The 25,938-nt window shown below is 35.5% G+C and carries 21 protein-coding genes, 22 tRNA genes and 2 rRNA genes; 5 read left to right on the top strand and 40 right to left on the bottom strand.

Annotated elements, in window-relative coordinates; all coding sequences use genetic code 11:
- Positions 1-251 precede the first annotated feature (251 nt).
- Positions 252-731: an RNA deprotection pyrophosphohydrolase gene (gene ytkD / locus CAB05_RS18150; RefSeq protein WP_088002484.1), complete on the bottom strand. Its 480-nt coding sequence runs from the start codon at positions 729-731 to the stop codon at positions 252-254.
- A 164-nt stretch (positions 732-895) separates the two neighbouring features.
- Here ytkD and ytzI point away from each other — a divergent pair, with 164 nt between their 5' ends.
- The gene (gene ytzI / locus CAB05_RS18145; RefSeq protein WP_088002481.1) at positions 896-1,051 is read left to right on the top strand and encodes a YtzI protein; all 156 of its coding nucleotides are present in this window, start codon (positions 896-898) and stop codon (positions 1,049-1,051) included.
- 9 nt (positions 1,052-1,060) lie between these two features.
- Positions 1,061-1,303 (top strand): membrane protein insertion efficiency factor YidD, encoded by a 243-nt coding sequence (yidD, locus tag CAB05_RS18140; protein WP_088002477.1) that lies wholly within the window; start codon positions 1,061-1,063, stop codon positions 1,301-1,303.
- Between the two features lie 63 nt (positions 1,304-1,366).
- Here yidD and menC read toward each other — a convergent pair whose 3' ends face one another.
- From menC to CAB05_RS18110, 6 genes are all read right to left on the bottom strand, one after another.
- On the bottom strand, positions 1,367-2,467 hold the full coding sequence (menC, locus tag CAB05_RS18135) for an o-succinylbenzoate synthase (protein ID WP_088002474.1): 1,101 nt from the start codon (positions 2,465-2,467) through the stop codon (positions 1,367-1,369).
- Between the two features lie 12 nt (positions 2,468-2,479).
- On the bottom strand, positions 2,480-3,919 hold the full coding sequence (locus CAB05_RS18130) for an o-succinylbenzoate--CoA ligase (protein WP_088002472.1): 1,440 nt from the start codon (positions 3,917-3,919) through the stop codon (positions 2,480-2,482).
- A gap of 87 nt (positions 3,920-4,006) precedes the next feature.
- Positions 4,007-4,825 (bottom strand): 1,4-dihydroxy-2-naphthoyl-CoA synthase, encoded by an 819-nt coding sequence (menB, locus tag CAB05_RS18125; protein WP_088002470.1) that lies wholly within the window; start codon positions 4,823-4,825, stop codon positions 4,007-4,009.
- Positions 4,822-5,676 (bottom strand): 2-succinyl-6-hydroxy-2,4-cyclohexadiene-1-carboxylate synthase, encoded by an 855-nt coding sequence (gene menH / locus CAB05_RS18120; protein WP_235821558.1) that lies wholly within the window; start codon positions 5,674-5,676, stop codon positions 4,822-4,824. The genes menB and menH overlap by 4 nt, the downstream gene beginning before the upstream one ends.
- On the bottom strand, positions 5,660-7,399 hold the full coding sequence (menD, locus tag CAB05_RS18115) for a 2-succinyl-5-enolpyruvyl-6-hydroxy-3-cyclohexene-1-carboxylic-acid synthase (RefSeq protein WP_088002467.1): 1,740 nt from the start codon (positions 7,397-7,399) through the stop codon (positions 5,660-5,662). The genes menH and menD overlap by 17 nt, the downstream gene beginning before the upstream one ends.
- Entirely contained in the window at positions 7,389-8,795 is a 1,407-nt protein-coding gene (locus CAB05_RS18110) for an isochorismate synthase (RefSeq protein ID WP_158093306.1), read from the bottom strand. The genes menD and CAB05_RS18110 overlap by 11 nt, the downstream gene beginning before the upstream one ends.
- A 145-nt stretch (positions 8,796-8,940) precedes the next feature.
- On the opposite strand from CAB05_RS18110, the gene CAB05_RS18105 reads away from it, so the two are divergent.
- On the top strand, positions 8,941-9,873 hold the full coding sequence (locus CAB05_RS18105; RefSeq protein WP_371870363.1) for a 1,4-dihydroxy-2-naphthoate polyprenyltransferase: 933 nt from the start codon (positions 8,941-8,943) through the stop codon (positions 9,871-9,873).
- A 99-nt stretch (positions 9,874-9,972) separates the two neighbouring features.
- Positions 9,973-10,722, top strand: coding sequence for a TraR/DksA C4-type zinc finger protein (locus tag CAB05_RS18100; protein ID WP_088002458.1), 750 nt, complete (start codon positions 9,973-9,975; stop codon positions 10,720-10,722).
- Positions 10,723-10,872: 150 nt separating this feature from the next.
- On the opposite strand, the gene CAB05_RS18095 is transcribed toward CAB05_RS18100, so the two are convergent.
- On the bottom strand, positions 10,873-11,073 hold the full coding sequence (locus CAB05_RS18095) for a cold-shock protein (protein WP_088002455.1): 201 nt from the start codon (positions 11,071-11,073) through the stop codon (positions 10,873-10,875).
- Positions 11,074-11,547: 474 nt separating this feature from the next.
- Here CAB05_RS18095 and CAB05_RS18090 point away from each other — a divergent pair, with 474 nt between their 5' ends.
- The gene (locus tag CAB05_RS18090; protein ID WP_088002452.1) at positions 11,548-12,336 is read left to right on the top strand and encodes a TIGR00266 family protein; all 789 of its coding nucleotides are present in this window, start codon (positions 11,548-11,550) and stop codon (positions 12,334-12,336) included.
- A 73-nt stretch (positions 12,337-12,409) separates the two neighbouring features.
- Here CAB05_RS18090 and CAB05_RS18085 read toward each other — a convergent pair whose 3' ends face one another.
- From CAB05_RS18085 to CAB05_RS17930, 32 genes are all read right to left on the bottom strand, one after another.
- Entirely contained in the window at positions 12,410-13,207 is a 798-nt protein-coding gene (locus CAB05_RS18085; RefSeq protein WP_088002448.1) for a lipase family protein, read from the bottom strand.
- 59 nt (positions 13,208-13,266) lie between these two features.
- Positions 13,267-15,675, bottom strand: a complete 2,409-nt coding sequence (locus CAB05_RS18080; protein ID WP_088002446.1) for a glycogen/starch/alpha-glucan phosphorylase — start codon at positions 15,673-15,675, stop codon at positions 13,267-13,269.
- Between the two features lie 23 nt (positions 15,676-15,698).
- The gene (glgA, locus tag CAB05_RS18075) at positions 15,699-17,132 is read right to left on the bottom strand and encodes a glycogen synthase GlgA (RefSeq protein ID WP_088002443.1); all 1,434 of its coding nucleotides are present in this window, start codon (positions 17,130-17,132) and stop codon (positions 15,699-15,701) included.
- Complete coding sequence (locus CAB05_RS18070) at positions 17,126-18,145, bottom strand: GlgC family sugar phosphate nucleotidyltransferase (protein ID WP_088002440.1); 1,020 nt, start codon at positions 18,143-18,145, stop codon at positions 17,126-17,128. The genes glgA and CAB05_RS18070 overlap by 7 nt, the downstream gene beginning before the upstream one ends.
- Before the next feature lie 48 nt (positions 18,146-18,193).
- Positions 18,194-19,321, bottom strand: coding sequence for a glucose-1-phosphate adenylyltransferase (locus CAB05_RS18065; protein ID WP_088002437.1), 1,128 nt, complete (start codon positions 19,319-19,321; stop codon positions 18,194-18,196).
- Complete coding sequence (gene glgB, locus CAB05_RS18060; RefSeq protein ID WP_142283129.1) at positions 19,269-21,206, bottom strand: 1,4-alpha-glucan branching protein GlgB; 1,938 nt, start codon at positions 21,204-21,206, stop codon at positions 19,269-19,271. Before glgB ends, CAB05_RS18065 begins: the two co-directional genes overlap by 53 nt.
- Before the next feature lie 547 nt (positions 21,207-21,753).
- Positions 21,754-22,656, bottom strand: a complete 903-nt coding sequence (locus tag CAB05_RS18055) for a DMT family transporter (protein ID WP_088002434.1) — start codon at positions 22,654-22,656, stop codon at positions 21,754-21,756.
- Positions 22,656-23,207, bottom strand: coding sequence for a bifunctional transcriptional activator/DNA repair enzyme AdaA (locus CAB05_RS18050; RefSeq protein WP_088002431.1), 552 nt, complete (start codon positions 23,205-23,207; stop codon positions 22,656-22,658). The genes CAB05_RS18055 and CAB05_RS18050 overlap by 1 nt, the downstream gene beginning before the upstream one ends.
- A gap of 237 nt (positions 23,208-23,444) precedes the next feature.
- Positions 23,445-23,516 (bottom strand) — tRNA-Glu (locus CAB05_RS18045).
- Positions 23,517-23,523: 7 nt separating this feature from the next.
- Positions 23,524-23,614 (bottom strand) — tRNA-Ser (locus CAB05_RS18040).
- A gap of 4 nt (positions 23,615-23,618) precedes the next feature.
- A tRNA-Asn gene (locus CAB05_RS18035) sits at positions 23,619-23,693 on the bottom strand.
- A 27-nt stretch (positions 23,694-23,720) separates the two neighbouring features.
- Positions 23,721-23,797: transfer RNA gene (locus tag CAB05_RS18030), tRNA-Ile, on the bottom strand.
- Between the two features lie 18 nt (positions 23,798-23,815).
- Positions 23,816-23,886 (bottom strand) — tRNA-Gly (locus tag CAB05_RS18025).
- A gap of 4 nt (positions 23,887-23,890) precedes the next feature.
- Positions 23,891-23,966 (bottom strand) — tRNA-His (locus tag CAB05_RS18020).
- Between the two features lie 5 nt (positions 23,967-23,971).
- A tRNA-Thr gene (locus CAB05_RS18015) sits at positions 23,972-24,047 on the bottom strand.
- 28 nt (positions 24,048-24,075) lie between these two features.
- Positions 24,076-24,151, bottom strand: a tRNA-Phe gene (locus CAB05_RS18010).
- Positions 24,152-24,159: 8 nt separating this feature from the next.
- A tRNA-Asp gene (locus CAB05_RS18005) sits at positions 24,160-24,235 on the bottom strand.
- A gap of 3 nt (positions 24,236-24,238) precedes the next feature.
- Positions 24,239-24,315: transfer RNA gene (locus CAB05_RS18000), tRNA-Met, on the bottom strand.
- A gap of 198 nt (positions 24,316-24,513) precedes the next feature.
- A tRNA-Ser gene (locus tag CAB05_RS17995) sits at positions 24,514-24,606 on the bottom strand.
- Positions 24,607-24,614: 8 nt separating this feature from the next.
- A tRNA-Ile gene (locus tag CAB05_RS17990) sits at positions 24,615-24,691 on the bottom strand.
- Positions 24,692-24,698: 7 nt separating this feature from the next.
- Positions 24,699-24,772, bottom strand: a tRNA-Met gene (locus CAB05_RS17985).
- A 19-nt stretch (positions 24,773-24,791) separates the two neighbouring features.
- Positions 24,792-24,864, bottom strand: a tRNA-Ala gene (locus tag CAB05_RS17980).
- Positions 24,865-24,873: 9 nt separating this feature from the next.
- Positions 24,874-24,950, bottom strand: a tRNA-Pro gene (locus CAB05_RS17975).
- A gap of 37 nt (positions 24,951-24,987) precedes the next feature.
- Positions 24,988-25,064: transfer RNA gene (locus tag CAB05_RS17970), tRNA-Arg, on the bottom strand.
- 10 nt (positions 25,065-25,074) lie between these two features.
- Positions 25,075-25,161, bottom strand: a tRNA-Leu gene (locus tag CAB05_RS17965).
- 8 nt (positions 25,162-25,169) lie between these two features.
- Positions 25,170-25,244: transfer RNA gene (locus CAB05_RS17960), tRNA-Gly, on the bottom strand.
- A 25-nt stretch (positions 25,245-25,269) separates the two neighbouring features.
- Positions 25,270-25,353, bottom strand: a tRNA-Leu gene (locus CAB05_RS17955).
- A gap of 16 nt (positions 25,354-25,369) precedes the next feature.
- Positions 25,370-25,445 (bottom strand) — tRNA-Lys (locus CAB05_RS17950).
- A gap of 7 nt (positions 25,446-25,452) precedes the next feature.
- Positions 25,453-25,525 (bottom strand) — tRNA-Thr (locus CAB05_RS17945).
- Between the two features lie 3 nt (positions 25,526-25,528).
- Positions 25,529-25,604: transfer RNA gene (locus CAB05_RS17940), tRNA-Val, on the bottom strand.
- A gap of 5 nt (positions 25,605-25,609) precedes the next feature.
- Positions 25,610-25,725, bottom strand: a 5S ribosomal RNA gene (rrf, locus tag CAB05_RS17935).
- A gap of 129 nt (positions 25,726-25,854) precedes the next feature.
- Positions 25,855-25,938 (bottom strand): 23S ribosomal RNA (locus CAB05_RS17930); the annotation flags it as partial.

Genomic DNA, 25,938 nt, shown 5'->3' with positions numbered 1-25,938 from the left:
ACGAAACCCGATAAAGGTGCTTTTTACCTTTAGTGGGTTTTGGCTTATGACCTCGAGGAGCTAGGAGCCGGAACTAGACAATAAGAAAAGTGGAGGCGACTGGTCAGCTCCGACAAGCATAAGACGAAACCCGATAAAGGTGCTTTTGCTTTTTATCTTTAATAGTTTTTGGCTTATGACCTCGAGAGGGCTAACGCCTGGAGAATATAATCCTCATAAAAAAAATGCTCACTAATTCAGTGAGCATTTCTTTATTTTGCATCCTTAACAATTGAGTTCAAATAGCTTAAGCTGTGTGAAAATACTTCATCACGCATAATGAAGCTAAAGCGACGGTCTTTTTTTATGCTAGGTGGAAAATCTTTAAACAGAACAGGTCCATTTGTTTCAAAATAGTGCTGCTGCGTTAAAAGTTCTCCAATATTAGCAAAGTAAATGTTTTTAATAATTATTTTGTCTTTACCTGTTACACGGTATTGACCAAGATAATTGATTGAGGAGACACTACCACCAGTTTCTTCTAATACTTCACGTACAGCTGCTTGTTCAGGTGATTCACCTTCCTCAACTTTTCCACCTGGAAATTCATATCCTCTTCTTTGGTGGTCGGTCAGTAGCCATTGATCTTTGTATTTACATATAACCCAAACATGTTTTGGATTTGGTGAGAATGGATGCTTTTCAAATGATAGTTCAACCGTGTTATGGTAAAAATCTTTAAATGTATACATTTTAACCTTCCTACATTCATACTTTGTTTTCCATTGTACTATGTCTATTAAAATGTTTCATCTATATTGAGACATTATTCGAAAAACAAAATGAAATATTTGATTGACTTGCATATTCGACAGTATACTATATGATGATAGTATAATCATTAGGAGGTTATATAATGACTGGAGTTTATGTCGTTAGTGCAATCATTATTGTTGTTGTTTTTGGTGCATTTGTTTTGACTGTAAATAAAGGATACGGTGTTCAGCATAAAGTGGACAAACTTGATGATATTAAAGTAAAAAACAATCATGATGAAGATGTAAAAGAATAAACATCATAAATGAAAACAATATTAATTGGTTTTATAAAATTTTATCAAAAATGGATTTCCCCTGCTACACCTCCAACTTGTAGATTTTATCCAACATGCTCACATTATGGTCTAGAAGCGCTTCAGACGCACGGAGCGCTCAAGGGGACATATTTAACGACTAAAAGAATCCTTAAATGCCATCCGTTGCATCCAGGGGGATATGATCCTGTTCCGGAGAAGTATACAAAAGATGATATCAAAGAAACTTGAGCAATTGGACAAGTAGCCTTTGATATCATCTTTTTTCTTTTATTTTTATTACTCAAGATTCTTTCAAAACTTGAATACTTTTTTACTTAGATTTTTTATTCTCTCTTCATTCACAGTTATTCCTAACCCAACCCCATTTGGAACTTTAACTTTTCCATTTTCCAATTTTACTTCAGGATAGATAATGTCTTGTTCCCAATGTCTTGATGAAGCTGAAATGTCACCTGGTATTGTAAAGCCAGCTAATGATGCAAGTGCTACGTTTTGTATTCTAGATATACCTGTCTCAATCATCCCACCGACCCAAACTGGCATATTATTTTCAACACAATAATCGTGGATTTTTAATGACTCTGTTAAGCCCCCAACTCTGCCAGGTTTTATTGTAATAATCTTGCAAGCCTGAAGAGCAAATGCAATTTCAACATCCTCTAGTGAATAAATGCTTTCATCTAAACATATAGGTGTCGCTATTTCTTTTTGAAGGATAGCATGATCCATAAAATCTCGATCGCCAAAAGGCTGTTCGATCATCAATAATTTAAATTGATCTAATCTTTTTAGTTGTTCAATATCATTCAATGTATAATCAGAATTTGCATCAATCATTAATGAAATCGTTGGGAATTTATCACGGATTTTCGAAATTACTTCATAATCATTTTGCTTCGATACTTTTATTTTAAATCGTTCATAACCTTCTATTTGAAATCTCTCTATTTGCTGAAGCATTACTTCTGGTTCATTCATGCTGACAACAACTCCGACAGGAATTTCTTCTTTCATTCCACCTAAAGCTTTAGCTAATGAAATGTCTTTTTTCTTGGAAAATAAATCCCAATAGGCACCTTCTATCCCTGCTTTTGCCATCGGATTACCTTTGAAGATATTTAACGTCTCTGCAACCTCTGAAGGGTGAGTAAATACTTTGTTTAGAATGGTTGGGATCAAAAAGTCCTGCAAAATATGAAGTGATGTTTGAATCGTTTCTGCTGTATACCATGGCTCAGAAAACGCAACTACCTCACCGAACCCTACTGTTCCACTTGCATCAGTTAGTTTGACAATAATTGTTTCTCGATTTTCATAAAGACCATAACTAGTTTTAAAAGGTATTCTAAGCTGCTGTTCAATTAAAAATAACTCTACTTGCTGAATCAACATAATTTGTTCCCCTTATAGTAGCTTATGAAGCTCTCTTCTTACTAACTTGTTTGCAGCATTTCTTGGTAGACTCGAGACAAAGTGAATTTCTTTAGGTATCTTAAACTTAGCTAATTTTTTCTGGCAAAATTCAATCATTTCTTGCTCTGAAGGGTGATTTTTTGATTTTGCTATCACAAACGCGATTGGCACCTTTCCCCAGGTTGGATCTTCTCTCCCAGTAACGCCAGCCTCAATTAAATCTGGGTGTGATAATAAGATTGACTCAATTTCCGCTGGATAAATATTTTCTCCACCAGAAATAATCAAGTCACTTCGTCGGTCAACAACAAATAAGAAACCATCTTCATCGACATACCCTAAATCACCTGTATAAAAAAATTCCGAAGTATCATTTGTTTGTAGTTTATAATATCCTTTGCTTACATTAGGACCTTTTACAACAATTTCACCGACAACTCCAGGAGAACTCTTCTTGTCATTTTCTCGTATTTCTAGTGAACAACCAAAAAGTGCTTTACCCGCTGAACCGATTTTCGAAAGCATAAATTCTGGAGATAGAGTTGCAATCTGTGAACATGTTTCAGTCATACCATAAGTCTGATATACAGGTACATTTCGCTCTTGAGCTTTCTGTAAAAGTGGTAATGGCGCAGGTCCACCTCCAAGTAAAGCTGCTCTAATACTACTTAATCCTTTATTAATATCCTCAAAATTGAGCAAATCATTTAATACCTTCGTTACAACAGATAAAATTGTTATTTTGTATTGATTAATATAATTTAGTACTATCCCTGCTTCAGCTTTTTCCGCTAAGACAATCTTCATTCCGTATATGGCACTTTTATATACCGTAGAAAGTCCACCTACATGAAACATTGGTAAGCACACCAGCCATACGTCACTTTGATCTAATCCTAAGTTCAGGACTGATGCAATCGCACTACTCCAATGATTCCCATAAGATTGCAATACAGCCTTAGGAAATCCTGTCGTTCCAGATGTATACATCATAGTTGCAATCTCATCATGATTAAAATACTCACGAATGACTACAGGTTTTACTTCAAATTGCTGTATATTATTCATTTCAAGTACACGGACTGTTGATGGAGGCGCTATGAAATTTTCATTTTCGACAATTAAAAAATTTGAATCACTATTTTGTATTTGATAGCTAATTTCATCTTCACTTAATCTAGTATTTAATAATATAGCGATTGCTCCAATATAGTGGATTGCATAGACAGTAACGATAAACTCTATGGAATTATTCATTAGTACTGAAACATGCTTTCCTTTTTCAATACCACAACTATGAAACCTTCCTGCAAGCTGTATGACTCTTTCATGAAGTTCTTTAAATGTAATTTCTTCTTGATCCGATACAACTGCAATTCGATTAGGTGTTAATCTAACTCGTTCTAGTAAAAAATTTGGAATTTGATTCATTTCAACACCTCCTAGTATAATCTTACTTAATTCACAACATTCAAAAAAAGCTTGATGATTGCTCATCAAGCTTAAATCTTCTACGAATCAAGGGAAACGTGGGAATTGACCAAAATCAGGCTTACGTTTTTCTTTAAACGCGTCACGACCTTCTTTTGCCTCTTCTGTAGTGTAGTAAAGTAATGTTGCATCCCCAGCTAACTGTTGAAGACCAGCTAGTCCATCTGTATCAGCATTCATTGCTGCTTTTAAGAAACGAAGTGCAGTTGGGCTCTTCTCAAGCATTTCTTCTGCCCATTTTACTGTTTCAGTTTCTAGTTCTTCTAACGGTACAACTTTATTTACTAAGCCCATATCTAATGCTTCTTGTGCGTTATATTGACGACATAAGTACCAAATTTCACGAGCCTTTTTGTGTCCAACAATACGAGCTAAGTAACCTGAACCGTAACCAGCATCGAAGCTACCTACGTTAGGACCAGTTTGTCCAAATTTTGCATTTTCAGCAGCAATTGTTAAATCACAAACTACGTTTAATACATTTCCTCCACCAATTGCATAACCTGCAACCATTGCGATTACTGGTTTTGGAATAACGCGGATTAGACGTTGTAAATCTAATACGTTTAGACGAGGAATGCGATCTTGCCCAACATATCCACCATGTCCGCGAACACTTTGGTCTCCACCTGAGCAGAATGCTTTTCCACCTTCACCAGTTAAAATAATAACACCAATTTTTTCATCATCTCTTGCCCATGCAAATGCATCTATCATTTCTGAAACAGTTAATGGTGTAAATGCGTTATGTACGTGTGGACGATTGATTGAAATCTTTGCAATGCCATTATATGTAGAATATAAAATTTCTTCATACTTTCTTTCTTGTACCCATTCAATTGTCATGACATTTCCTCCTTTTCACTTTTCAAAAAAAACTCACTTACTATTGTAGCAAATATTTCCGATTGTTCCACATGAATTGCATGTCCTGCATGTGGAATTTTTTTTATTTCACTATTTTTAAACTTCTCATTCATTTTCCCCATAATAAAACAAAACTTTTCATCATATTCACCACAAATCAATAATGAACGAATTTCTATTGTACCTAGTTGATCCCAAAGAGATGGCTGATTGCCTGTCCCCATTCCCTTTAGACTGTTACTTAAACCGATTGGTGACTGCAATAATCTACCTACTCGAATCTTTTCTTGATGACTTTTTGATAATTGCTTTTGAGATGAAAACAAAGGGATGTTCTCCCAATACTCCACAAACGATTTAATCCCATTATTTAATAACATTGATGCCAACTGATGATCTTTTTTTATTCTCGATAATCTTTCATCTTCCGAAGTAAGACCCGCTGTACAGCTTTCTAATAACAGTGATTGAATTCTATGTTGAAAATTCAAGGCAAAGTATAGCGCAAGTCTACCTCCCATTGAATAACCAAGTAGATGTATGCGATCAATTTGTTTTTTAGTTAAAAAATCATCTAAATCCTTAGCTGCTTTTTCCATTACATAACGATCAGGATCGTCAGGAGAATCAGTTTCTCCGTGACCTAATAAATCAATTGCGATTACACGAAAGTTTTGTTTCAGTTTTTTGATGAGTTCAGCCCATGTTTTTTTCGTCCCAGTAAAACCGTGAAGTAAAAGAACCGTTAGGCCTTCTCCTTCTTCTATATACGAATAGTGAACTCCATTCAAAGTAATTTTAGAAACACCGTTTTCATTGCTCATATTCATTTTTTACAATGCTCCATACTTTTTGATGTAGCTCATAATTTTCCTTACGGTTTGTTAAAACTTCAATTACATGTAGTTTTTCATGTTTAATCGCTAATGCATCTTCAAACTCAAACCAGCTTGAAACTTTTGTATGTACTCCACCAAACAGTGCAGTAGCATGTTGAAAATCTAAACCGAGTGGTGTACCAAATAATGTCTCAAAATGCTTTTCTTCTTTAGATTGAGGTAAAAATGAAAAAATTCCTCCGCCATCATTATTCACTAGTACAATTTGTATTGGAAGCTGGTGTAATTTAGCTAATACTAAGCTGTTTATATCATGATAAAAAGATAAATCACCAATTAATAGCGTAATATGCTCACCCGCTGCAGCCATTCCTAATGCAGTAGCAATCGTACCATCAATACCATTTACTCCTCTATTACATGCAATGGTAAGTTTTTTGTTTTGCGTATGTAAAAAAGTATCAATGTCACGAATCGGCATGCTATTTGAAACAAATATTGTACTATTTTCAGGTAGATTTTTAGCAAGTACTTGAACTATTTTCCCTTCAAACAGTTCTTCAAAAAGCTCAGATTTCTGCAAACCTGATTTTGTTTTTTGATTGATTGTCTGCCATTTCATTAACCAATCATGATCAACTGACTCGTTCAATTGAAAATCATGTAAAATCGCATGACAAAATTCTGTATCATTACATGAAATCATTTGAGTCGCTCTTAATGTCGGATCTCTCCATAAATCCCCTTCATCAATAACAATTATTTCGCAATTCTCCTGCTTTTGAACATACTGATTAAATGTTTTTGAAACAGGCATTGCTCCAAAACGAACAATGACCTCTGAATCAAGGGTATCAACATTTTCTCCAAAACGTAGAAATGTGTCATACGTATCGATTGTCAGTGCTTTATCATTTATTAGAGTTCGACCATTCGAAAGTGGATCACACAGCACAGGATATCCTAATTTTTCGCCTAATTCTAAAATTGAATGAAGGGCTTTTTCTTCAACATAGGGTCCACAGATTAATAAGCCTTTTCTTTTTGATTGAAAAAGCTCATGCATTTGCTCAATTGTATCTTTTGAAATTGTAGCAAAGGATTCAAAAAGATTTGTATAAGCACGGTCCTGGTGACGTTTTCCGGCTGAAAAAAGGTCCTCAATTTCAAAATTTGGAACCAATGGTTCTCTTAAAGGTATATTTACATGTACTGGCCCCTTAGGAGCAGTCATACATGAACGATACAATCTATTCATACTTGCACGTGCATATTGATACATTGCTTCTGAAGCTTCAGGCAAAGCAAGCTCAATAAATTTTTTCACAAACGATCCATATAATCCTATTTGATTCATTGCCTGTGGTGCGCCGATATCCCTTAATTCATGAGGGCGATCAGCAGTTATGACAATTAAGGGTATTCTAGATTCTTTTGCTTCTGATATCGCAGGTAAATAATTTGAAGCAGCTGTCCCAGACGTGCAAATAAGAACTGTAGGTTGCTTCGTGCTTTTAGCAATCCCTAATGCAAAAAATCCAGCGCCTCTTTCATCAATCGCGATAAAAGATTTTAATTTTGGGTGCTCATTCACTAGCATCGCAATCGGTGTAGATCGTGACCCTGGACTGATTACTACGTTTTGAATATTTAATGCACTTAGTTCATCCACTAGTGAACCAATGTACTTTGATAGCGCTTCATTATCTTTCATTTCGTAACCCTCCTAATGCATTAAGCATCGGTAGAAACTTCACACCAGTTTCGTAAAACTCCTCTTCCGGTTTTGAATCTTGTACGATTCCACAGCCAGCATATAATTTCGCTTTATTTGCTTTCACTAATGCACTTCGTATTCCAACAGCAAAATCACCATTGCCATTTAAATCAATCCAACCAATTGGTGCTCCATACCATCCTCGTTCAATTGGCTCGAGCTCGCGAATTAGTTTACAAGCAACCTCCTTTGGAAATCCCCCAAGTGCTGGTGTTGGATGTAATGCTTGAATTAATTTGAAGATCGAAACGTGTTGTAAAATAGTGCCCTCGACTGGCGTAAAAAGATGCAATAAGCTTTTTGTAGCCATAATTCTAGGTGAGCTTGGTATCGTTAACTGATCACAATATAGTCGAAGTGTTTCTTTTATATAATTTACGACAAAAGCATGTTCGTCATTATTCTTCTTACTATTTAATAACCAATTAGCTGCCTCGCTATTTTCTTCTTTTGTTATTCCTTTAGCAGCAGATCCTGCAAGGCACATTGAAGAAACTGTATTTTTCTTTTTTGCAATCAATCTTTCCGGCGTTGCACTGATAAATACAGTATCTTTTAGTTGATAGGTAATGACATAATTAACATTTCTTGTTGCTTCAAGTTCGTAAATTACTTTTGATGAATTTACTTCAGATGAGAATGTCGCATTTAATGTACGATTTAAAACAACTTTTTCCAATTGTTCATCCTTCATTTGCCCGATGGCTGTTTTCACACTTTGAATCCATTCATTTGGTTCAAACTCATCCTTTTGGATACATTCAGATTGAGTAAATGTTGGTTGTTTCATGCCGTATTGCTCTAAATAGTCATCATATTGTTTATATTGACTTAACAAATCCTCTAAAGTAGTTTGTGCATTAATTTCATAATTAGATGTAATAAATGTCCCCTCTTGTGTAACGGTTATCATTAACTTTGGAACAAAGAAATGTGATGTACCAAATTCCTTCCAATCATGGTCATGTTTGTAAGTTTCAAAAAAAGAGAAACCCCCAAGAGCCAAAGGTCCAGTACCAAAGCAATTCTCTTGCTCGATATACACTTCCTCTCCAAAGCGTTTCCATTCTTTTTCTATTGCAGAATACTGTTCTTCTGTACTATGATGAAAAGGAACTAAAGTACCGATTCCTGTGAGAATTAACGAATTTTCTTGGTTTGACCAATAAAAGCGTTCAGTAAAACCCAATTTATGATAAAAATGGTAAACACTTAGGGGATGAATATTCATTATTTTATCCACTTTACAAATAAAGCGTTTTGAACAAGCTTTTGCCTTCTGAAGTGATTGCTCGAAGTAAGCGATCGATTCCAGTTGACCTGTTCTAAGCATAACAGTTCCCCCTAGCTTTAATATACGTAAATACATGATATAACTAAAGATACAACGATGAATGTAGACTGTCAATTTTATGAAGTTCGTCCATACTTTTTTAAACTAAAACGATCTACATTTTCAAATAATATAAATAAGGAGGATGTTAAATATGCAACCAACTATTCAATCTCCAACCTCCTCAACAGGTTTTCGAACATGGTGGAATTTATTAAGACCACATACATTAACCGCAGCCTTCATTCCTGTTGCGATAGGTTCAATATTGGCACATATTGATGATTCATTTCATACACTTTTATTTATTGCAATGCTTGTAGCAAGTTTATTAATTCAAGCAGCTGCTAACATGATTAATGAGTATTATGATTATAAGAGAGGTTTAGACCATGAAGGCTCAGTCGGTATTGGCGGAGCAATTGTAAGAGATGGAATTAAGCCCTCAACTGTATTACAGCTAGCTTTTACTTTTTTTGGTATTTCAGTCCTTTTAGGTATTTATATTTGTATGCAAAGCAGCTGGTGGATCGCAGTAATTGGAATAATTTGTATGACAGCAGCTTATTTATACACTGGGGGGCCATACCCAATTGCTTACACTCCATTTGGCGAGTTAGTTGCTGGATTTTTTATGGGTGTCGTGATTATCGGAATTACTTACTATATCCAAGCTGGTAGTGTACCAACAAAAATATTGTTACTATCATTACCAACTTCAATTACAATCGGTGCAATATTAACAGCAAACAATATTCGTGACTTAGATAACGACAAGGAAAATGGACGAAAAACACTTGTTATCTTATTAGGCAAAAAAAATTCAATTATTTTTATCGGTTCAATGTTTGTAGTTGCATATGCTTTAGTTGTAGCATTTGTCATTGCAAAATTGATGACGCCATTTGTTCTTATTTCATTACTAAGCATACCTTTAGCAATTAAAGCAACTAAAGGATTTATTGGTAAAACTGAACCAATTGAAATGATGCCGGCAATGGCTGCTACAGCAAAGACAAATACAATAATGGGCTTTCTAATCGTAATCGGATTAATAATTGGAAATATTCTTTCCTAAGTAAGTCGATTCAATTCCTCAAAAAACTTAACTCATGTTTTCCTCCTTTTTGAACAAAATATGGATAGCCATATCCATTTATTGAAAAGGGGGAGCATGATGCTTTCACAAACACAGCTTCAAACATTAAAATCCAATCTTTTAGAGCAGAAAAAACATATACAAGAGAGACTTGAAGACCCTGCGTTTACACCTTACTCATTAAGAGACTCTGTTGATGAGCTTTCTCTTGCAGATAATCACCCAGGTGATTTAGGTACAGAATTATTTGAACGTGAAAAAGATATTGCACTTCACGAACACCTAAGAAATGAATTAGTTGATGTTGATGCTGCTTTACAAAAAATTGAAAATGGGACATATGGGATTTGTGAAGTAAGTGGTGAAGAAATTCCATTTGACCGACTAGAAGCACTCCCAACAGCTAAAACAATGATTGAACATGCTCATGATCAACATATTTCTAGTTCCAATAGAGAGTACGATCGTCCAATTGAAGAAGAAGTTCTAACTCCACCATTTGCTAGGGATAAAAAAGATCGATCAATGATGTTCGACGCTGAAGATTCATTACAAGCTGTAGAACGATATGGAAGCTCTCAAACGCCATCAGATTTTGAATTTAACAATATTCAGGAATATGATGACACATACACTGAAAGTTATGAAAACGTCGGTTATGTGGAAGAGTTTGAGAATTTTATCGGAACAGATATATATGGAAATAATCGAACAGTCTATCCAACAAAAAAACATGAACAATATGAAAGAGAACTAGATGATTATGAAGAACAAGCACTAAATGGAGAATTGGATAGCATCGATGCAAAGGACATAGACAAATATTAATATTCACATAAAACACGCATTTTTAAAATGCGTGTTTTTATTTAGAAAACGTCATCTTTACACTTTTCGTGGATTGGAGGAAATGAATAGATTACTAGTTTCATAAATAAAAAGGCACCCTACAAGAGGATGCCTTAGACATAACAAAAATTATTTTTTGTTTACGTTAGCAGCTTGTGGTCCACGGTTACCTTCGATGATTTCGAAGCTAACTTCTTGACCTTCTTCTAAAGTTTTGAAACCTTCGCCTTGAATAGCAGAGAAGTGTACGAATACGTCGTTTCCACCTTCAGTTTGGATGAATCCAAATCCTTTTTCGCTGTTAAACCATTTAACTTTACCGAATTCCATCGATAATACCTCCTAGAAATACATTTATACACTATTAAAACGTGCATAAAGAGGGATTAAGAAAAAGAACGTCATTGTCAATCAAGTTAAGATTGCTACAACATTGAAAGTGGTCATTACTTCTTTCCAAGACAAAGAAAAATATGAGCAGTACTAAAAATTTTGTAGTGCAAATGGATCGTTAATTTCTTACCTTCAAATGAATATGCAGTTAATAGTAATTTAAATATATCATATATAAAAATAAGCGTCAATGATACTAAATCTCATTTTCTGGTAAAATTTTTATATAATTCATACAATTTATCATTTAAAATATAGATAGATATTGTAAGGTTTTATTATGATTTTTTTCTGTTATATTAAGTCATAATAGAACATAGAACTATGTAAAATTTTGGTTATTTTTTTAATAAAAACCTAGAAATTAGTATTAAAAAAGTTGTATATTTATTCTTTAGGAGGAATGTAAAAATGAGAAAAGCACATGAAGTTACATACAAAATCCACGGACATGATATGCAGTTTGTTCAAGTTGAACTAGATCCAAAAGAAAGTGTTGTTGCTGAAGCTGGCGCAATGATGATGATGGATGACGGCATCGATCTTGAAACAATTTTTGGGGATGGATCTCCACAATCAGGTGGTCTTTTTGGGAAATTAGTAGGTGCTGGTAAACGCTTAGTAACAGGTGAAAGCTTGTTCATGACGAGCTTTACAAATAACGCTAATAGTCTTAAAACAGTTAGCTTTTCTGCCCCCTACCCAGGGTCTATCATACCATTAGACTTACAGGAGTATGGAAATAAAGTGATTTGTCAGAAGGACTCGTTTTTAGCTGCTGCAAAAGGCGTTTCAGTTGGTATTGAGTTCCGTAAAAAATTAAGTACAGGTCTTTTTGGTGGAGAAGGTTTTATTATGCAAAAGGTTGAAGGTGATGGCCTTGCTTTCTTGCATGCAGGCGGTTCAATTTATCAAAAAACGCTTCAACCTGGCGAAAAAGTAAAAATTGATACTGGTTGTATTGTTGCCTTTACTGGTGATGTAAACTATGAAATCGAGTATGTTGGAAATGTAAAAACTGCACTATTTGGCGGTGAAGGATTATTCTTCGCTACATTACAAGGACCTGGAACGATTTGGGTTCAATCATTAACATTAGCAAGATTAGCATCAAGAATTGGTCAGTATTTACCTTCTTCATCAAGCGGTGAAGGAAGCATCCTTGGAGGAATTGGAAACTTATTAGACGGTAATGATTAATTTTAAATATAAAAAAGAAGATCCACTATAAGTGGATCTTCTTTTTTTCAGTTAAAAATAGATATGATTGTGTTCATTTTGTTTGCTCTATCAATAGTTCTTCTTCATCACGGAATTTAAACGTAAAGGTTGGTGTATAGTCATATTTAAGCTTCATCTTATTAACACCATCTACATATGTCATGATATTGTGACTTTTTGTAATCGAACCCTTATTGATCGCGAATGTTATAGCCTGCTGAACGTGTAAATATTCTAAATATAGATTTAGTGGCTTGATTTCAACTTTAAATGGTGGACTGAGTGGGACAACATCATAAATATTAACGAATCTTATACTTTGTCGAACAAATTCATCATATTTCTCTTTGAATTGTTTATTTCCAACCTTTGGTGCTCCAAAACTATACACATTCGGAGTACATAAGTTGGTCATTGCTAACTCAAACCCAAATAAAGTAGCGAGAGAGCCACCTAAGCTATGACCTGTTATATATACTTTTTTATTGGTTGCTCTTTCTTTTACAATTTCTAACAATACTTCTCTACAAGATTTATAAATAGATAGAAATCCAGAATGTACACTACCACTGTTCATTGCATAAGGAAATAATTCTTGTTCAACCTTTAAATCCGCTAGCCAATCTAAGTCAGATTTTGTTCCTCTAAAGGCAATAATGAGTGAGTTTTCATTTTCAATAACATATCCAAACCACTCCATCTCAATAATTGCACAAGCTTTAAATCCACAAACTAGTGAGTAATTTGCTGGTACCATAAATTTCCCATCATTTTCCCACTGTTTATAAGTCTGTATACAACACTGTACTAATTCTAAAGCAAGATCGTAATCAACTGAAAGGAATTTCAACTTAACTCCCCTTTCTGTTTCACTATTATGTGAAAAACCTCCTTAAAACAAAAAGGAGGTTAGGAATGATGAAAACTTCTTTGCTGTATATTCCAAATATCAGATGCATACTCACGAATTGTACGATCACTTGTAAAGAAACCTGATTTCGCTACATTATATAGGCTTTTTGTAGCCCACTCTCGTTTATTCTGGTAAGAATGATTTATTTTATCATGCGCTTTTACATATGATGAAAAATCTCTTAGTAAGAAATATTCATCATTATATGACATAAGTGAATCAAATATTTCTTCAAATTCAACTCTTGGTAATGGAAATAGTCCATAAAGTAACTGATCAAGAACTTTTTTAATACGAGAATCGTGGTGATAATAGTCACTACTTTTGTACCCACCATGCTGATAATAATTTAACACCTCATCAGCCGTCAGTCCAAACGTAAATATATTATTCTCACCAACTTCTCTTAAAATTTCAATATTCGCACCATCTAATGTTCCAATTGTTAATGCGCCATTCATCATAAATTTCATATTGCCAGTTCCTGAGGCTTCCTTACTTGCAGTTGAAATTTGTTCACTAACATCTGCTGCTGGAAAAATCATTTCGCCTAATGAAACTCGATAATTTTCAACAAATATGACTTTAATGAATTGATTAATATAACGATCATTATTGACAATATTAGCAACAGAATGGATAAGTTTTATTATTTTTTTCGCGTAATAATACCCTGGGGACGCTTTTGCACCAAATATGAATGTCCTCGGATGCATTTTAAAATGCGAATCCTCTTTTAATCTATTATATAAATACATTATGTGAAAAACATTCAATAACTGACGCTTATATGCATGCATTCGCTTCACTTGAATATCAAAAATTGAATCCGTATCTAAAGCAATTCCATTAGTGTAATGAACATAGTTTTCTAATACTTCTTTTCTTTTTTTCTTAACTAGCATCAATTCATTTAAAAAAGATTCATCATTTTCATATTTTAATAGATTATCTAATTGCGTTGGTTCATAGATCCAGTCATCACCAATCGAGTCCCTAATTAGACCACTTAACTCTGGGTTACATTGGAGTAACCATCGCCTATGAGTGATTCCATTGGTTTTATTATTAAATTTAGCTGGTTCATATTCGTAAAATAACTTCATTTCTCTTTGCTTTAAAATTTCTGTATGAATTTCGGCTACGCCATTAACACTTTTACTTCCCACAATTGCTAAATGGGCCATTTTGACAACTCCATGAGCAATTATGGCCATATTTTCTATACGACGCCAATCACCAGGATATTTCTTCCACAACTCTTTGCAATATCTCTCATTAATTTCTTCAACAATCATATAAATTCTTGGAAGCAATGGCTGAAATAAATCAATTCTCCACTTCTCAAGTGCTTCTGATAATGTGGTATGGTTCGTGTATGAGATTGTTTGTGTAGTAATCTCCCATGCTTCTTCCCAAGAGAGCTTTTCAATATCTATTAAAATTCTCATTAACTCAGGAATAGCCAATACAGGATGAGTATCGTTCACATGAATAGCAATTTCATGATGAAACTTACGAATATCACCATATTGTTCTTTATATGAATCTACTATTCTTTGTATACTTGCAGAAACTAAAAAGTACTGCTGCTTTAATCGTAAAATTTTCCCTTCGTCATGCGTATCATCAGGATATAAGAATTCCGAAACTGCTTCTGCTTCCCGCTTATATTTCATCAAAGATTTATTAGAAGAATGAGAAGAAGCTTCAGCACTCCAAAGTCTTAAAGTATTTACAGTATTTGTATGATAGCCGATGATTGGTAAGTCATAAGGAACAGCCTTTATTGCCTCAGCTCCATGTACACGAAACTCTAAACGATCTTTACTCTTATATGCTTCAACTTCTCCTCCAAATAACACATCAATTGATTGATCATCTCTTCTAACTTCCCAGACATTCCCATACTTCAGCCACTGCTCAGGAAGTTCAACTTGATACCCATCAACTATTTTTTGGTCGAATAGGCCATGTTTGTAGCGAATGCCACATCCATGACCTGGTAAATTCTGAGAAGCTAATGAATCTAGGAAACAGGCAGCTAATCTTCCTAGTCCTCCATTTCCAAGTCCTGCATCGCTTTCAAATTCCTCTAATGTAGCTAGCGATATTCCAAGCTTATTCAGACCAGATTCACATAATTCTCTTAGTCCTAGATGAATTAAATTACTCTTCAAAAGTTTTCCTAAAAGGAACTCAATAGATAAGTAGTACACTTGTTTTTTTCGTTCCAAACGATACTGTTCACTTGTAGCCAACCAATCTTCGCTTATATATTCTCGAATCATTGTTCCAAGCGTTTCATATTGTTCTTGAATAGAACTTTCAGAAATACTTTTTCCATGCATACTTTCTAGTTTTTCTTTATAATTCCATTCAAACTCCTCCACACTAGAAAACATGGAACCACCTCGCCTTAAATGATTTACTTTGTAGATTGCAAATATAGTTTTGTATACTCTTTTGCAGACTGCAACCAGCTTGAGTCTCGATTCATAGCATTTTTAAGAACCGCTTTTCGATGTTGTTTTTGGTTATAAATAGTAAGCGCACGTTCGATTGTAAAAAGCATATCGTGTGCATTATAGTTACTGAAAGAAAAACCATTACCGCTCTTCGTCTTTTCATTATATGATTGGACCGTATCGTTTAGGCCCCCAGTTTCTCTAACGATTGGCACACAGCCGTATTTCATCGCGATCAACTGTCCTAATCCACATGGTTCAAATAAAGATGGCATAAGGAATAAATCAGCACCTGCATAAATCTGATGAGCAAAATTTTCGTCAAAACCGATATAAGACCTTACTTTATCATAATAATTATGTTCCATCGCTTTAAAGAAATGTTCAAATTCCTCTTCACCAGTACCCAAAATAATGACTTGCACATTGTGATCCATTAGTTGTGGAAATACATGCTGAATCAAGTCAATTCCTTTTTGACTCGTTAAACGAGAGACCATAGCTATTATTGGAATATTTTCATCCACTTGCAATGCTAATGATTCCTGTAATTTCGTTTTATTTTCAGCTTTCTTTTCAATTGTAAACTCATCATAATTCGTATGAATTTTTGAATCTGTTGCTGGATTATAAATCGTTTCATCAATCCCATTTACAATTCCAAATAATTTATGGTCTTGAGACCTTAGAAGACCATCTAATTGCTCTCCAAAAAACTCATGTTTAATTTCTTCTTTATAAGTTGGACTTACAGTTGTGACTATATCACTAGCAATAATGCCAGCCTTCATAAAGTTGATACAATCATAAAATTTCAAATAATCATTGTTGAAATATACTTCATCAATGCCCAAAATATCATCCATTACCATTTTTGGGAAAACACCTTGGAATTGCAAATTGTGAATCGTAAAAACTGACTTTAAATCCGGATTTAAATCTTTTAGTGCACCATATTCCTTTATAAAAAATGGAATCATAGCTGTATGCCAATCATGGCAATGAACAACATCAGGTATAAAATCTAGCTCGCGAATACATTCAATAGCTGCAATAGAAAAGAACGCAAAGCGCTCTCCATCATCGTATTGTCCATATAATTTATCACGATTAAAATAGTACTCATTATCAATAAAATAATAAGTCAATCCTTCAACCTGTAATTCATATAGACCACAATATTGATTTCTCCAGCCTAGTTTTACCTCAAGTTCTTTCACTAATTTCGCTTCTTCGCGATATTTAGCGGGGATTTGAGAATAAAATGGAAGCATTACACGTACATTCAAATTTAGTTTATTTAAATATTTAGGGAGGGCACCTGCAACATCTGCAAGCCCTCCTGATTTAACAAATGGTACACATTCCGAAACAATATATAATACATTTACCACTGAATCAACGCTCCTTGAACTGAGCCTTTCTGAAGAACAATTGGCTCATTTAAACTCCCTTTCATTTCGACACCTTCTTCGATCCGTACATCTTTATCTAAAATAACTCCATCTAATATACAGTTATCTCCAATGATTGATTTTTGCATAACAACACAATTACGAATAATTGTATTTTTTCCAATTTTCACAGCTCGAGAGATAATACTATTTTCTACAGTACCTTCAATTACACATCCATTAGCAACAATTGAATTTTTTACGACTGCTTCTTTTGAATATTTCGTAGGTGGTTCATCTTTTACTTTCGTAAAGACTGGATATGATTTTAAGAATAATTGATTCCAAACTTCTGGATTTAATAATTTCATACTGTTCTCGAAATAGTCCTCAATCGTCTGAATGATTGCTACTTGCTGTGGAATTTCGTATCCACTTAACATTACTCCATTATTTTTATCACGAACAACGTCCATGATTGTTTCGTATCCTTTTTCATGGAAGTTCTCAAATAGTTTCAACAATAGATCTTTTTCAAGGAAGTAAATATTTAAAGATTTACCAAATTGCGTCAGCTCTGTAATTGCTGCATCTGTATCAATATGTCGTTTTAAAATTGGTCTAAAATCAACAGAACAAATTGTATATGTATTTGCTACAACTACATACTTCTGCGTAGAACGCTGTAAAAATTGAATATGTTTTTCGATAAAATCAAACGTGCCAAATGCTCCATCAGTTGGTTCAGGTGTAAATATGAATAAGCCATCATGCTTTCTATTCAAATCCCAGTGCTTACCCGAACCTAAATGATCAATAATTGAACGATAAGGCTGATCAGGAAATACAGCTACACTTGTAATTCCAGAGTTCACCATATTACTTAACATAAAATCAATTAAGCGATAACGACCAGCGTAAGGAAGCGTTGCAAGTGGTCGATGCTTTGTTAATGGTTTTAAAGATTCAAAATGTGTAGAAGCCTCAATTATACCCAGCATAGTTTGTTTCATCGAATACCCCTCTCAATCTATTATTCTTTATGAGGAATGAGCCACCTCTTATACTTCGTTTGTCACTAATATGACTTCTTCATATTCTTTTTCTGGACGTAATACTGAGCCATCAGCTACTACCATACCCGGAGCGACAACCGCATTTTCTATTTTTACATCTTTACCTATTACACACCCAGGCATGACAACTGAATCTTTTATAAAACTGCCTTCACCAATTGTCACTCCTTGGAATAGTACAGAATGTGAAATATAGCCTTCTACAACACAACCTTCGTTAATAAGCGAATCTTCAACAATTGCAGTAGGTGCAATATATTGTGGAGGTTGATTTGGATTCACAGAATAAATACGCCAATCACGGTCATAAATATTCAGTTCACTCTCTTCATTTAATAAATCCATATTTGCTTCCCATAAGCTTTTTACTGTTCCTACATCCTTCCAATATCCTTGGAATGGATAAGCAACAATTTTCTTCTTTTCTTCTAATAAAAGTGGAATGACATCTTTACCAAAATCATTGCTTGATTCTGGGTTGCGATCATCCATTTCTAAAAATTCCTTTAATACATTCCATTTGAAAATATAGATTCCCATTGAAGCTAAATTGCTTTTAGGAAATTGCGGCTTTTCTTCAAATTCAATAATGTCCAAGTCTTCATTCGTATTCATAATTCCAAATCGACTTGCTTCTTCAATTGGAACTTCGATCACTGAGATTGATACATCAGCATCTTTTTCAATGTGATAATCTAACATTTTGCTGTAATCCATTTTATAAATATGATCACCTGAAAGAATTAACACGTATTCAGGCTGATATTGCTTAATATAGTTTAAGTTTTGATATATGGCACTTGCTGTTCCTGTATACCATTTGACACCAGATGCTTCTGAATATGGTGGTAATACAGTAACTCCCCCATTCAAACGATCCAAGTCCCATGCACTACCTATACCAATATATGAATTCAGTACAAGTGGTTGATATTGCGTTAAAACACCAACAGTATCAATTCCAGAATTTGTACAGTTACTCAATGTAAAATCAATTATTCGGTATTTTCCTCCAAAGGCTACTGCTGGTTTTGCTAATTCTTTAGTAAGGGAACTAAGTCTACTTCCCTTCCCTCCTGCTAGTAACATTGCTACGCATTTTTTCTGAACCATTGCTGCTAATCCCCTTTCGCATTTTAACTGGACGAATGATTGTAAAACTAAAAGCAGGTAGTGCGATTTCAATGCTATATGGTTGACCATGGAATGGAGTTGAATCGGTCTCAATAACCGAACGATTTATTTTGCTTTCTCCACCAAATCTTACATAATCACTAGATAAAATTTCTTTGTAACGATGCTTAAATGGTACGCCGATTCGATAGGTTTCATAAGAAATCTCTCTGAAATTGCAAATGATAATAACATAATCATCCTTGTTTTTACCTTTTCGAATAAACGAGAAAACACTTTGTTCTGCGTTATTTGCATCTATCCATGAAAATCCATCCCAATGGTTATCAACTTCGTATAATGATTTATTTTTCTTATAGATTGCTAGTAATTCCTTAACATAATCGTTCATTTTTGAATGGTATTCGTACTCTGAAATCATCCAATCTAATTGCTCCAGATCCTTCCATTCATCGAATTGACCAAATTCACTTCCCATAAACAAAAGCTTCTTTCCAGGATGAGCTAAGTAATAACCTAATAAAACTCTTAGTTGAGCAAACTTATCCTCATATTTTCCTGGCATTTTATTTAGTAAAGATTTCTTACCATGTACTACTTCATCATGTGAAAATGGCAAAACAAAATTTTCTGAGAAGGCATATAAGAATGAAAAGGTCATTCTGTTATGATGATGTTTTCTCTCAGACGGTTCTGTTTCCATATAGGTTAAAACATCATTCATCCAACCCATATTCCATTTAAAATTAAATCCTAAGCCACCTTCATATGTAGGAGCTGTTACTAAAGGCCAATCTGTGGAATCCTCTGCAATCATTAAAACTTGCTGATCATACTCAAAGACTACTTCATTTAGTTTTCTTAAAAATGACACTGCAAAAGGATTCTCTTCTTTTTTATGTCCTTCTTTCCAATACAAAATATTAGCTACAGCGTCGACTCGGAAACCATCGACATGGAAGTTTTCTAGCCAAAATAATGCATTTGACAATAAAAAAGACCTTACTTCTGGTTTTGATAAGTCAAAATTCGCTGTACCCCAAACTTCGTTCTCTCTTACATCATAACTTTCATATTCATATGTGGGTTCCCCATCAAACATGTATAAACCATGTGAATCCTTACAAAAATGACCAGGCACCCAATCTAAAATGACACCTATACCATGCCCATGACATTCATCAATAAAGTTCATTAATTCATGTGGATTACCATAGCGACTTGTCGCTGAGTAATATCCGACTCCTTGGTACCCCCAAGAACGATCGTATGGATGCTCAATAACAGGTAGTAATTCTATATGAGTAAAGCCATGTTCTTTTACATAAGGTACTAGCTCGTTAGCTAATTCAGCATATGTATAAAAATCCCCATTACTTTTCTTTTTCCAAGTACCTAAATGTACTTCATAAATTAAAACTGCTTCTTCATAAACTACTTTTTTTGATTTCTGTTTACGGTATTTTGAATCCTTCCACTTATATCCGGAAAGATCGTATACGACTGAGGCTGTGTAAGGGCGAAGCTCACTATAAAATGCAAATGGATCACTTTTTAGTAGAACTTCTCCATTATTTGAAACAATCTCATATTTATAAATTGTTCCGTGCCCAATTTCAGGAATAAAAATTGTCCATATTCCTTCATTGTTTAATTTCTCCATTTTATGATCCGAACCATTCCAGTCATTAAAATTTCCGACAACTGAAACACACTTTGCATGTGGTGCCCATACTGTAAAATGTGTTCCTTTTTTATTCCCCTTCTTCCCTATATGTGCGCCAAAGCATTCATAGCTTTTGAATAGATTTCCTTCATGGAATAAATGCACATCAAATTCAGTTGGTCGTGTCAAAAGCAACATCCTCACCTCATTACAATCTTCTATATTCTTCTTGTTCTTAATATTCTACAAACATATATATTTCCCTTGTAATTATGCAAAAAAAATTCATAAACAAATATTGGAAAATGAATGATTGTTCATGAAAACGTTGTCATAATTGACTTTGTCGTATTTATGTAATTTTTGTCGAATGAATAATACGGAATAAATATTCATAATAAATCTGTTAAACCTTAAAAAAATTCGATAAATTGTTATTTACTATAAAATTTCATACATATTTATCATATTTAAAACAGGAAAATAATGAATTTAATAAATCATGTTGAAGATTGTCGGATTATAAGGAAGAAAATATTTATGATCTATTTTTGGAATATAAACCACAAAATTAGTACTCATAAAAAAAAGATCTTCATAAAGAAGATCTTTTTTGGGGTCTACAATTTATATAAAATTAGTTTTTCAGAGACTATTATAAAATGTATGTTTTTCGAGACATGAAGCCTGAAGAGGATCTTAATTACCATACACGCTTATGAGCACTGTAAGTAGGCTAAAAATGTTACAATTCATTGTGCTGTAAAACTTTTGATTTAGTAGGTAATTTAATATCTAAAATAAGAAATACACTCACTAGAATGACAATAAACCCTACTAGCATCCCCATTGTAATCTTCTCATTAAGTATTAGAACACCCCAGATCATTCCGAAAACTGGAATTAAGAAAGTAACACTTAGTGTTTTTGTTGGTCCTACATTTTCTATTAAGTAAAAATATAAAAGATAAGCAATGGCTGTACAAAACAAAGCCAATGCTAGGACAGCTAGTATTGGTATAAGTGAAAAGTTACTTGTTGTATTAGGAAGATTAAAAATTGTAAACGGAATTAAAAGAATTGATGCGGCAATTTGCTGACCTGCTGCAAGTGATATTGGTGCTACATCTACAAAAGTCTTTTTAGCGTATACGCCTGCAAACCCATATGAAATTGTCGATAATACCGCTAGTCCGATTGCAATAATTATTTCTTTTGTGAATGGAATTGTACTCCATCCAACTAACAGAACTACTCCTATCACTCCTACTAATATGCCAAACCATTTTCTAATACTAAGGCTTTCATTCAACCATCCCCATACAATGATAGCGGTGAATAGCGGCGTTAATGAATTAAGGATAGATGACATTGAAGCCGTTAAATAGAGTGCTGATGTTGCAATTAATGTAAAGGGAATCGCTGCGTTTAATGCACCAATTATTATATATTGTTTCCATCTCTTTCTAAAACCTAAAGACTTCCTCGTAATTACTAAATATAATACCAAAGCCAGCGCAGCAATAGAGACTCTTCCTTCTATTGTAAGAATAGGTCCAAATATCGGTGCAGCAATTCGAATGAATAAGAAAGATGCTCCCCACAGAGCAGCCAGTCCAATTAAGGCGATTAACTCTTTAAATGACATCATTTTCCTTCCTTTCTATATTCCGTCGGACTGTATCCTGTATGCTGACGAAACAAATTCGAAAAATGGGAAGTACTCTTGAATCCAAGATGAAATGCTAATTCTGTTACAGGAACTTCTGTGTGAAGCAGGTGTTCAATTGCGTCAGACATTCTTAATTGTGTTGCATATTCTAATGGTGACAATCCTGTATTTCTTTTAAATAAACGCTGAAGATGATATTTGCTTACACCGACATGTTGAGCAAGTCGATCCAATGTGATTGAATGGCGATATTGCTCTTCTATATATTGTTTGGAAGAATATATAATCTCCTCTTCATTTGTTTGGATTAAATCAGGACGGCATCTTTTACAAGGACGGAATCCATCTTCTATTGCTAATGTGGTAGTTGCATAAAATGAAATATTATCTCTTAAAGGTGCTCTTGATTTACAGGAAGGCTTACAACAAATACCAGTAGACTTGACAGCATAAATAAACAATCCATCATACTTTTCATTACATTGAATAATTGCATCCCACATATCTTGATCACTTGGTAACACCATATCCTCACCTCACTCAACCTAATCACATTTTAGCATTATAAAATACACTCTGCTTTCAATATCTTGCTTTGTAATTTTGATTTGGACTCATATCTTATAACATACTTTTTTATTGAAACTTTAAATTTGATTTCATATTCTACTTGTCATATTAGAAATAAAATATATTACAAATATTCTTAGACAAATAAAAAAGCTCAGTTACCTGTGTTATCACAAATAACTGAGCTTTAGATATGACCCGTACGGGATTCGAACCCGTGTTACCGCCGTGAAAGGGCGGTGTCTTAACCGCTTGACCAACGGGCCGTTAAAATGGCAGAGAAGAAGGGATTCGAACCCTCGCACCGCGTTAGCGATCTACACCCTTAGCAGGGGCGCCCCTTGAGCCACTTGGGTACTTCTCTATAATGGCTCCGCAGGTAGGATTCGAACCTACGACCACTCGGTTAACAGCCGAGTGCTCTACCACTGAGCTACTGCGGAACAATAAATAATATAATATAATATATATGGTGGGCCTAAATGGACTCGAACCATCGACCTCACGCTTATCAGGCGTGCGCTCTAACCAGCTGAGCTATAGGCCCATAAATATTATATAAAAAAGCGGGTGATGGGAATCGAACCCACGACCGAAGCTTGGAAGGCTTCTATTTTACCATTAAACTACACCCGCGTAATGGGGCGACCGATGGGAATCGAACCCACGAATGCCGGAACCACAATCCGGTGCGTTAACCACTTCGCCACGATCGCCATAATGGTGCCGACTAGAGGACTTGAACCCCCAACCTACTGATTACAAGTCAGTTGCTCTACCAATTGAGCTAAGTCGGCATTACATTATTAAATATAAAATTTAAAATGGTGGCTCGGGACGGAATCGAACCGCCGACACGAGGATTTTCAGTCCTCTGCTCTACCGACTGAGCTACCGAGCCAATTTAAATGGCGGTCCCGACCGGGATCGAACCGGCGATCTCCTGCGTGACAGGCAGGCATGTTAACCGCTACACCACGGGACCATTTGGTTGCGGGGACAGGATTTGAACCTGCGACCTTCGGGTTATGAGCCCGACGAGCTACCAGACTGCTCCACCCCGCGATAATGTGGATACTAATTAATTTAGTTCCATGAATATTAACGTGTTAAGACCATCCCAATCTCAGGATGTTTTTGCAAGTAGCAGCTCGATTGGTATGCTGAAGTTATTCCTTCGAAGCATATTCGTTCGTGCTCCACCCCGCGATAATGTGGATACTAATTAATTTAGATCCATGAATATTAAATTAATAAAATAGATGGAGGAGTAAGAGGGATTCGAACCCCCGCGGGCTGTTACACCCCTGTCGGTTTTCAAGACCGATCCCTTCAGCCAGACTTGGGTATTACTCCATATTTAGTGGTGGACCTTGTAGGACTCGAACCTACGACCGGACGGTTATGAGCCGTCTGCTCTAACCAGCTGAGCTAAAGGTCCTTAAAAGTAGCGGCGGAGGGAGTCGAACCCACGACCTCACGGGTATGAACCGTACGCTCTAGCCAGCTGAGCTACACCGCCATAATTTTAACTTTTTAAGTGGAGCCTAGCGGGATCGAACCGCTGACCTCCTGCGTGCAAGGCAGGCGCTCTCCCAGCTGAGCTAAGGCCCCATAATTAAATGGTCGGGAAGACAGGATTTGAACCTGCGACCCCCTGGTCCCAAACCAGGTGCTCTACCAAGCTGAGCCACTTCCCGTTTAGAATACAGGTAATCTATTGCTTTTTAAATAATATGGCGCGCCCGAAAGGACTCGAACCCATAACCTTTTGATCCGTAGTCAAACGCTCTATCCAATTGAGCTACGGGCGCATATTAAAAATGGTACCGAGGGCCGGACTCGAACCGGCACGGGGTCAACCCCCGCAGGATTTTAAGTCCTGTGTGTCTGCCATTCCACCACCCCGGCAGCATATGTGGAGCGGAAGACGGGGCTCGAACCCGCGACCCCAACCTTGGCAAGGTTGTATTCTACCACTGAACTACTTCCGCATATATACTGTTTAACAAGTGTAAATGGTGCGGGTGAAGGGACTCGAACCCCCACGCCATAGGCGCCAGATCCTAAGTCTGGTGCGTCTGCCAATTCCGCCACACCCGCATATTTTACTATAAAATGGTGAGCCATGAAGGATTCGAACCTTCGACCCTCTGATTAAAAGTCAGATGCTCTACCTACTGAGCTAATGGCTCAAAAGAGTGCCGACTAGAGGACTTGAACCCCCAACCTACTGATTACAAGTCAGTTGCTCTACCAATTGAGCTAAGTCGGCATATGGTGGAGGATGACGGGCTCGAACCGCCGACCCCCTGCTTGTAAGGCAGGTGCTCTCCCAGCTGAGCTAATCCTCCATCAAACCAAGCGACGTTCTACTCTCACAGGGGGAAACCCCCAACTACCATCGACGCTGAAGAGCTTAACTGCCGTGTTCGGTATGGGAACGGGTGTGACCTCTTCGCTATCATCACTTGATTCAATTTCTTGGGACAATAATCATTATATCAAAATACCAACTAAAGTCAATAACTTTTTGCTAATATTTTTTAACGATTGAATGATTTTTTGCACCCTCAAAACTAGATAATGTCATTATCAAACTTGTTAGTTAAGTCCTCGACCGATTAGTATCAGTCAGCTCCACGTGTCACCACGCTTCCACCTCTGACCTATCAACCTGATCATCTC

The organism is Gottfriedia solisilvae (genome assembly GCF_002128405.1).
Lineage (GTDB): Bacteria > Bacillota > Bacilli > Bacillales > Bacillaceae_G > Gottfriedia > Gottfriedia solisilvae.
This window is presented reverse-complemented; position numbering and strand designations above follow the sequence as displayed.

Excerpts from the sequence above, each read along its gene's own strand:
- ytkD (WP_088002484.1), bottom strand. The coding sequence starts at position 731 with ATGTATACATTTAAAGATTTTTACCATAACACGGTTGAACTATCATTT.
- ytzI (WP_088002481.1), top strand. The coding sequence starts at position 896 with ATGACTGGAGTTTATGTCGTTAGTGCAATCATTATTGTTGTTGTTTTT.
- yidD (WP_088002477.1), top strand. The coding sequence starts at position 1,061 with ATGAAAACAATATTAATTGGTTTTATAAAATTTTATCAAAAATGGATT.
- menC (WP_088002474.1), bottom strand. The coding sequence starts at position 2,467 with ATGTTGATTCAGCAAGTAGAGTTATTTTTAATTGAACAGCAGCTTAGA.
- CAB05_RS18130 (WP_088002472.1), bottom strand. The coding sequence starts at position 3,919 with ATGAATCAAATTCCAAATTTTTTACTAGAACGAGTTAGATTAACACCT.
- menB (WP_088002470.1), bottom strand. The coding sequence starts at position 4,825 with ATGACAATTGAATGGGTACAAGAAAGAAAGTATGAAGAAATTTTATAT.
- menH (WP_235821558.1), bottom strand. The coding sequence starts at position 5,676 with ATGAATATGAGCAATGAAAACGGTGTTTCTAAAATTACTTTGAATGGA.
- menD (WP_088002467.1), bottom strand. The coding sequence starts at position 7,399 with ATGAAAGATAATGAAGCGCTATCAAAGTACATTGGTTCACTAGTGGAT.
- CAB05_RS18110 (WP_158093306.1), bottom strand. The coding sequence starts at position 8,795 with ATGCTTAGAACAGGTCAACTGGAATCGATCGCTTACTTCGAGCAATCA.
- CAB05_RS18105 (WP_371870363.1), top strand. The coding sequence starts at position 8,941 with ATGTTAAATATGCAACCAACTATTCAATCTCCAACCTCCTCAACAGGT.
- CAB05_RS18100 (WP_088002458.1), top strand. The coding sequence starts at position 9,973 with ATGCTTTCACAAACACAGCTTCAAACATTAAAATCCAATCTTTTAGAG.
- CAB05_RS18095 (WP_088002455.1), bottom strand. The coding sequence starts at position 11,073 with ATGGAATTCGGTAAAGTTAAATGGTTTAACAGCGAAAAAGGATTTGGA.
- CAB05_RS18090 (WP_088002452.1), top strand. The coding sequence starts at position 11,548 with ATGAGAAAAGCACATGAAGTTACATACAAAATCCACGGACATGATATG.
- CAB05_RS18080 (WP_088002446.1), bottom strand. The coding sequence starts at position 15,675 with ATGTTTTCTAGTGTGGAGGAGTTTGAATGGAATTATAAAGAAAAACTA.
- CAB05_RS18070 (WP_088002440.1), bottom strand. The coding sequence starts at position 18,145 with ATGAAACAAACTATGCTGGGTATAATTGAGGCTTCTACACATTTTGAA.
- CAB05_RS18065 (WP_088002437.1), bottom strand. The coding sequence starts at position 19,321 with ATGGTTCAGAAAAAATGCGTAGCAATGTTACTAGCAGGAGGGAAGGGA.
- glgB (WP_142283129.1), bottom strand. The coding sequence starts at position 21,206 with ATGTTGCTTTTGACACGACCAACTGAATTTGATGTGCATTTATTCCAT.
- CAB05_RS18055 (WP_088002434.1), bottom strand. The coding sequence starts at position 22,656 with ATGTCATTTAAAGAGTTAATCGCCTTAATTGGACTGGCTGCTCTGTGG.
- CAB05_RS18050 (WP_088002431.1), bottom strand. The coding sequence starts at position 23,207 with ATGGTGTTACCAAGTGATCAAGATATGTGGGATGCAATTATTCAATGT.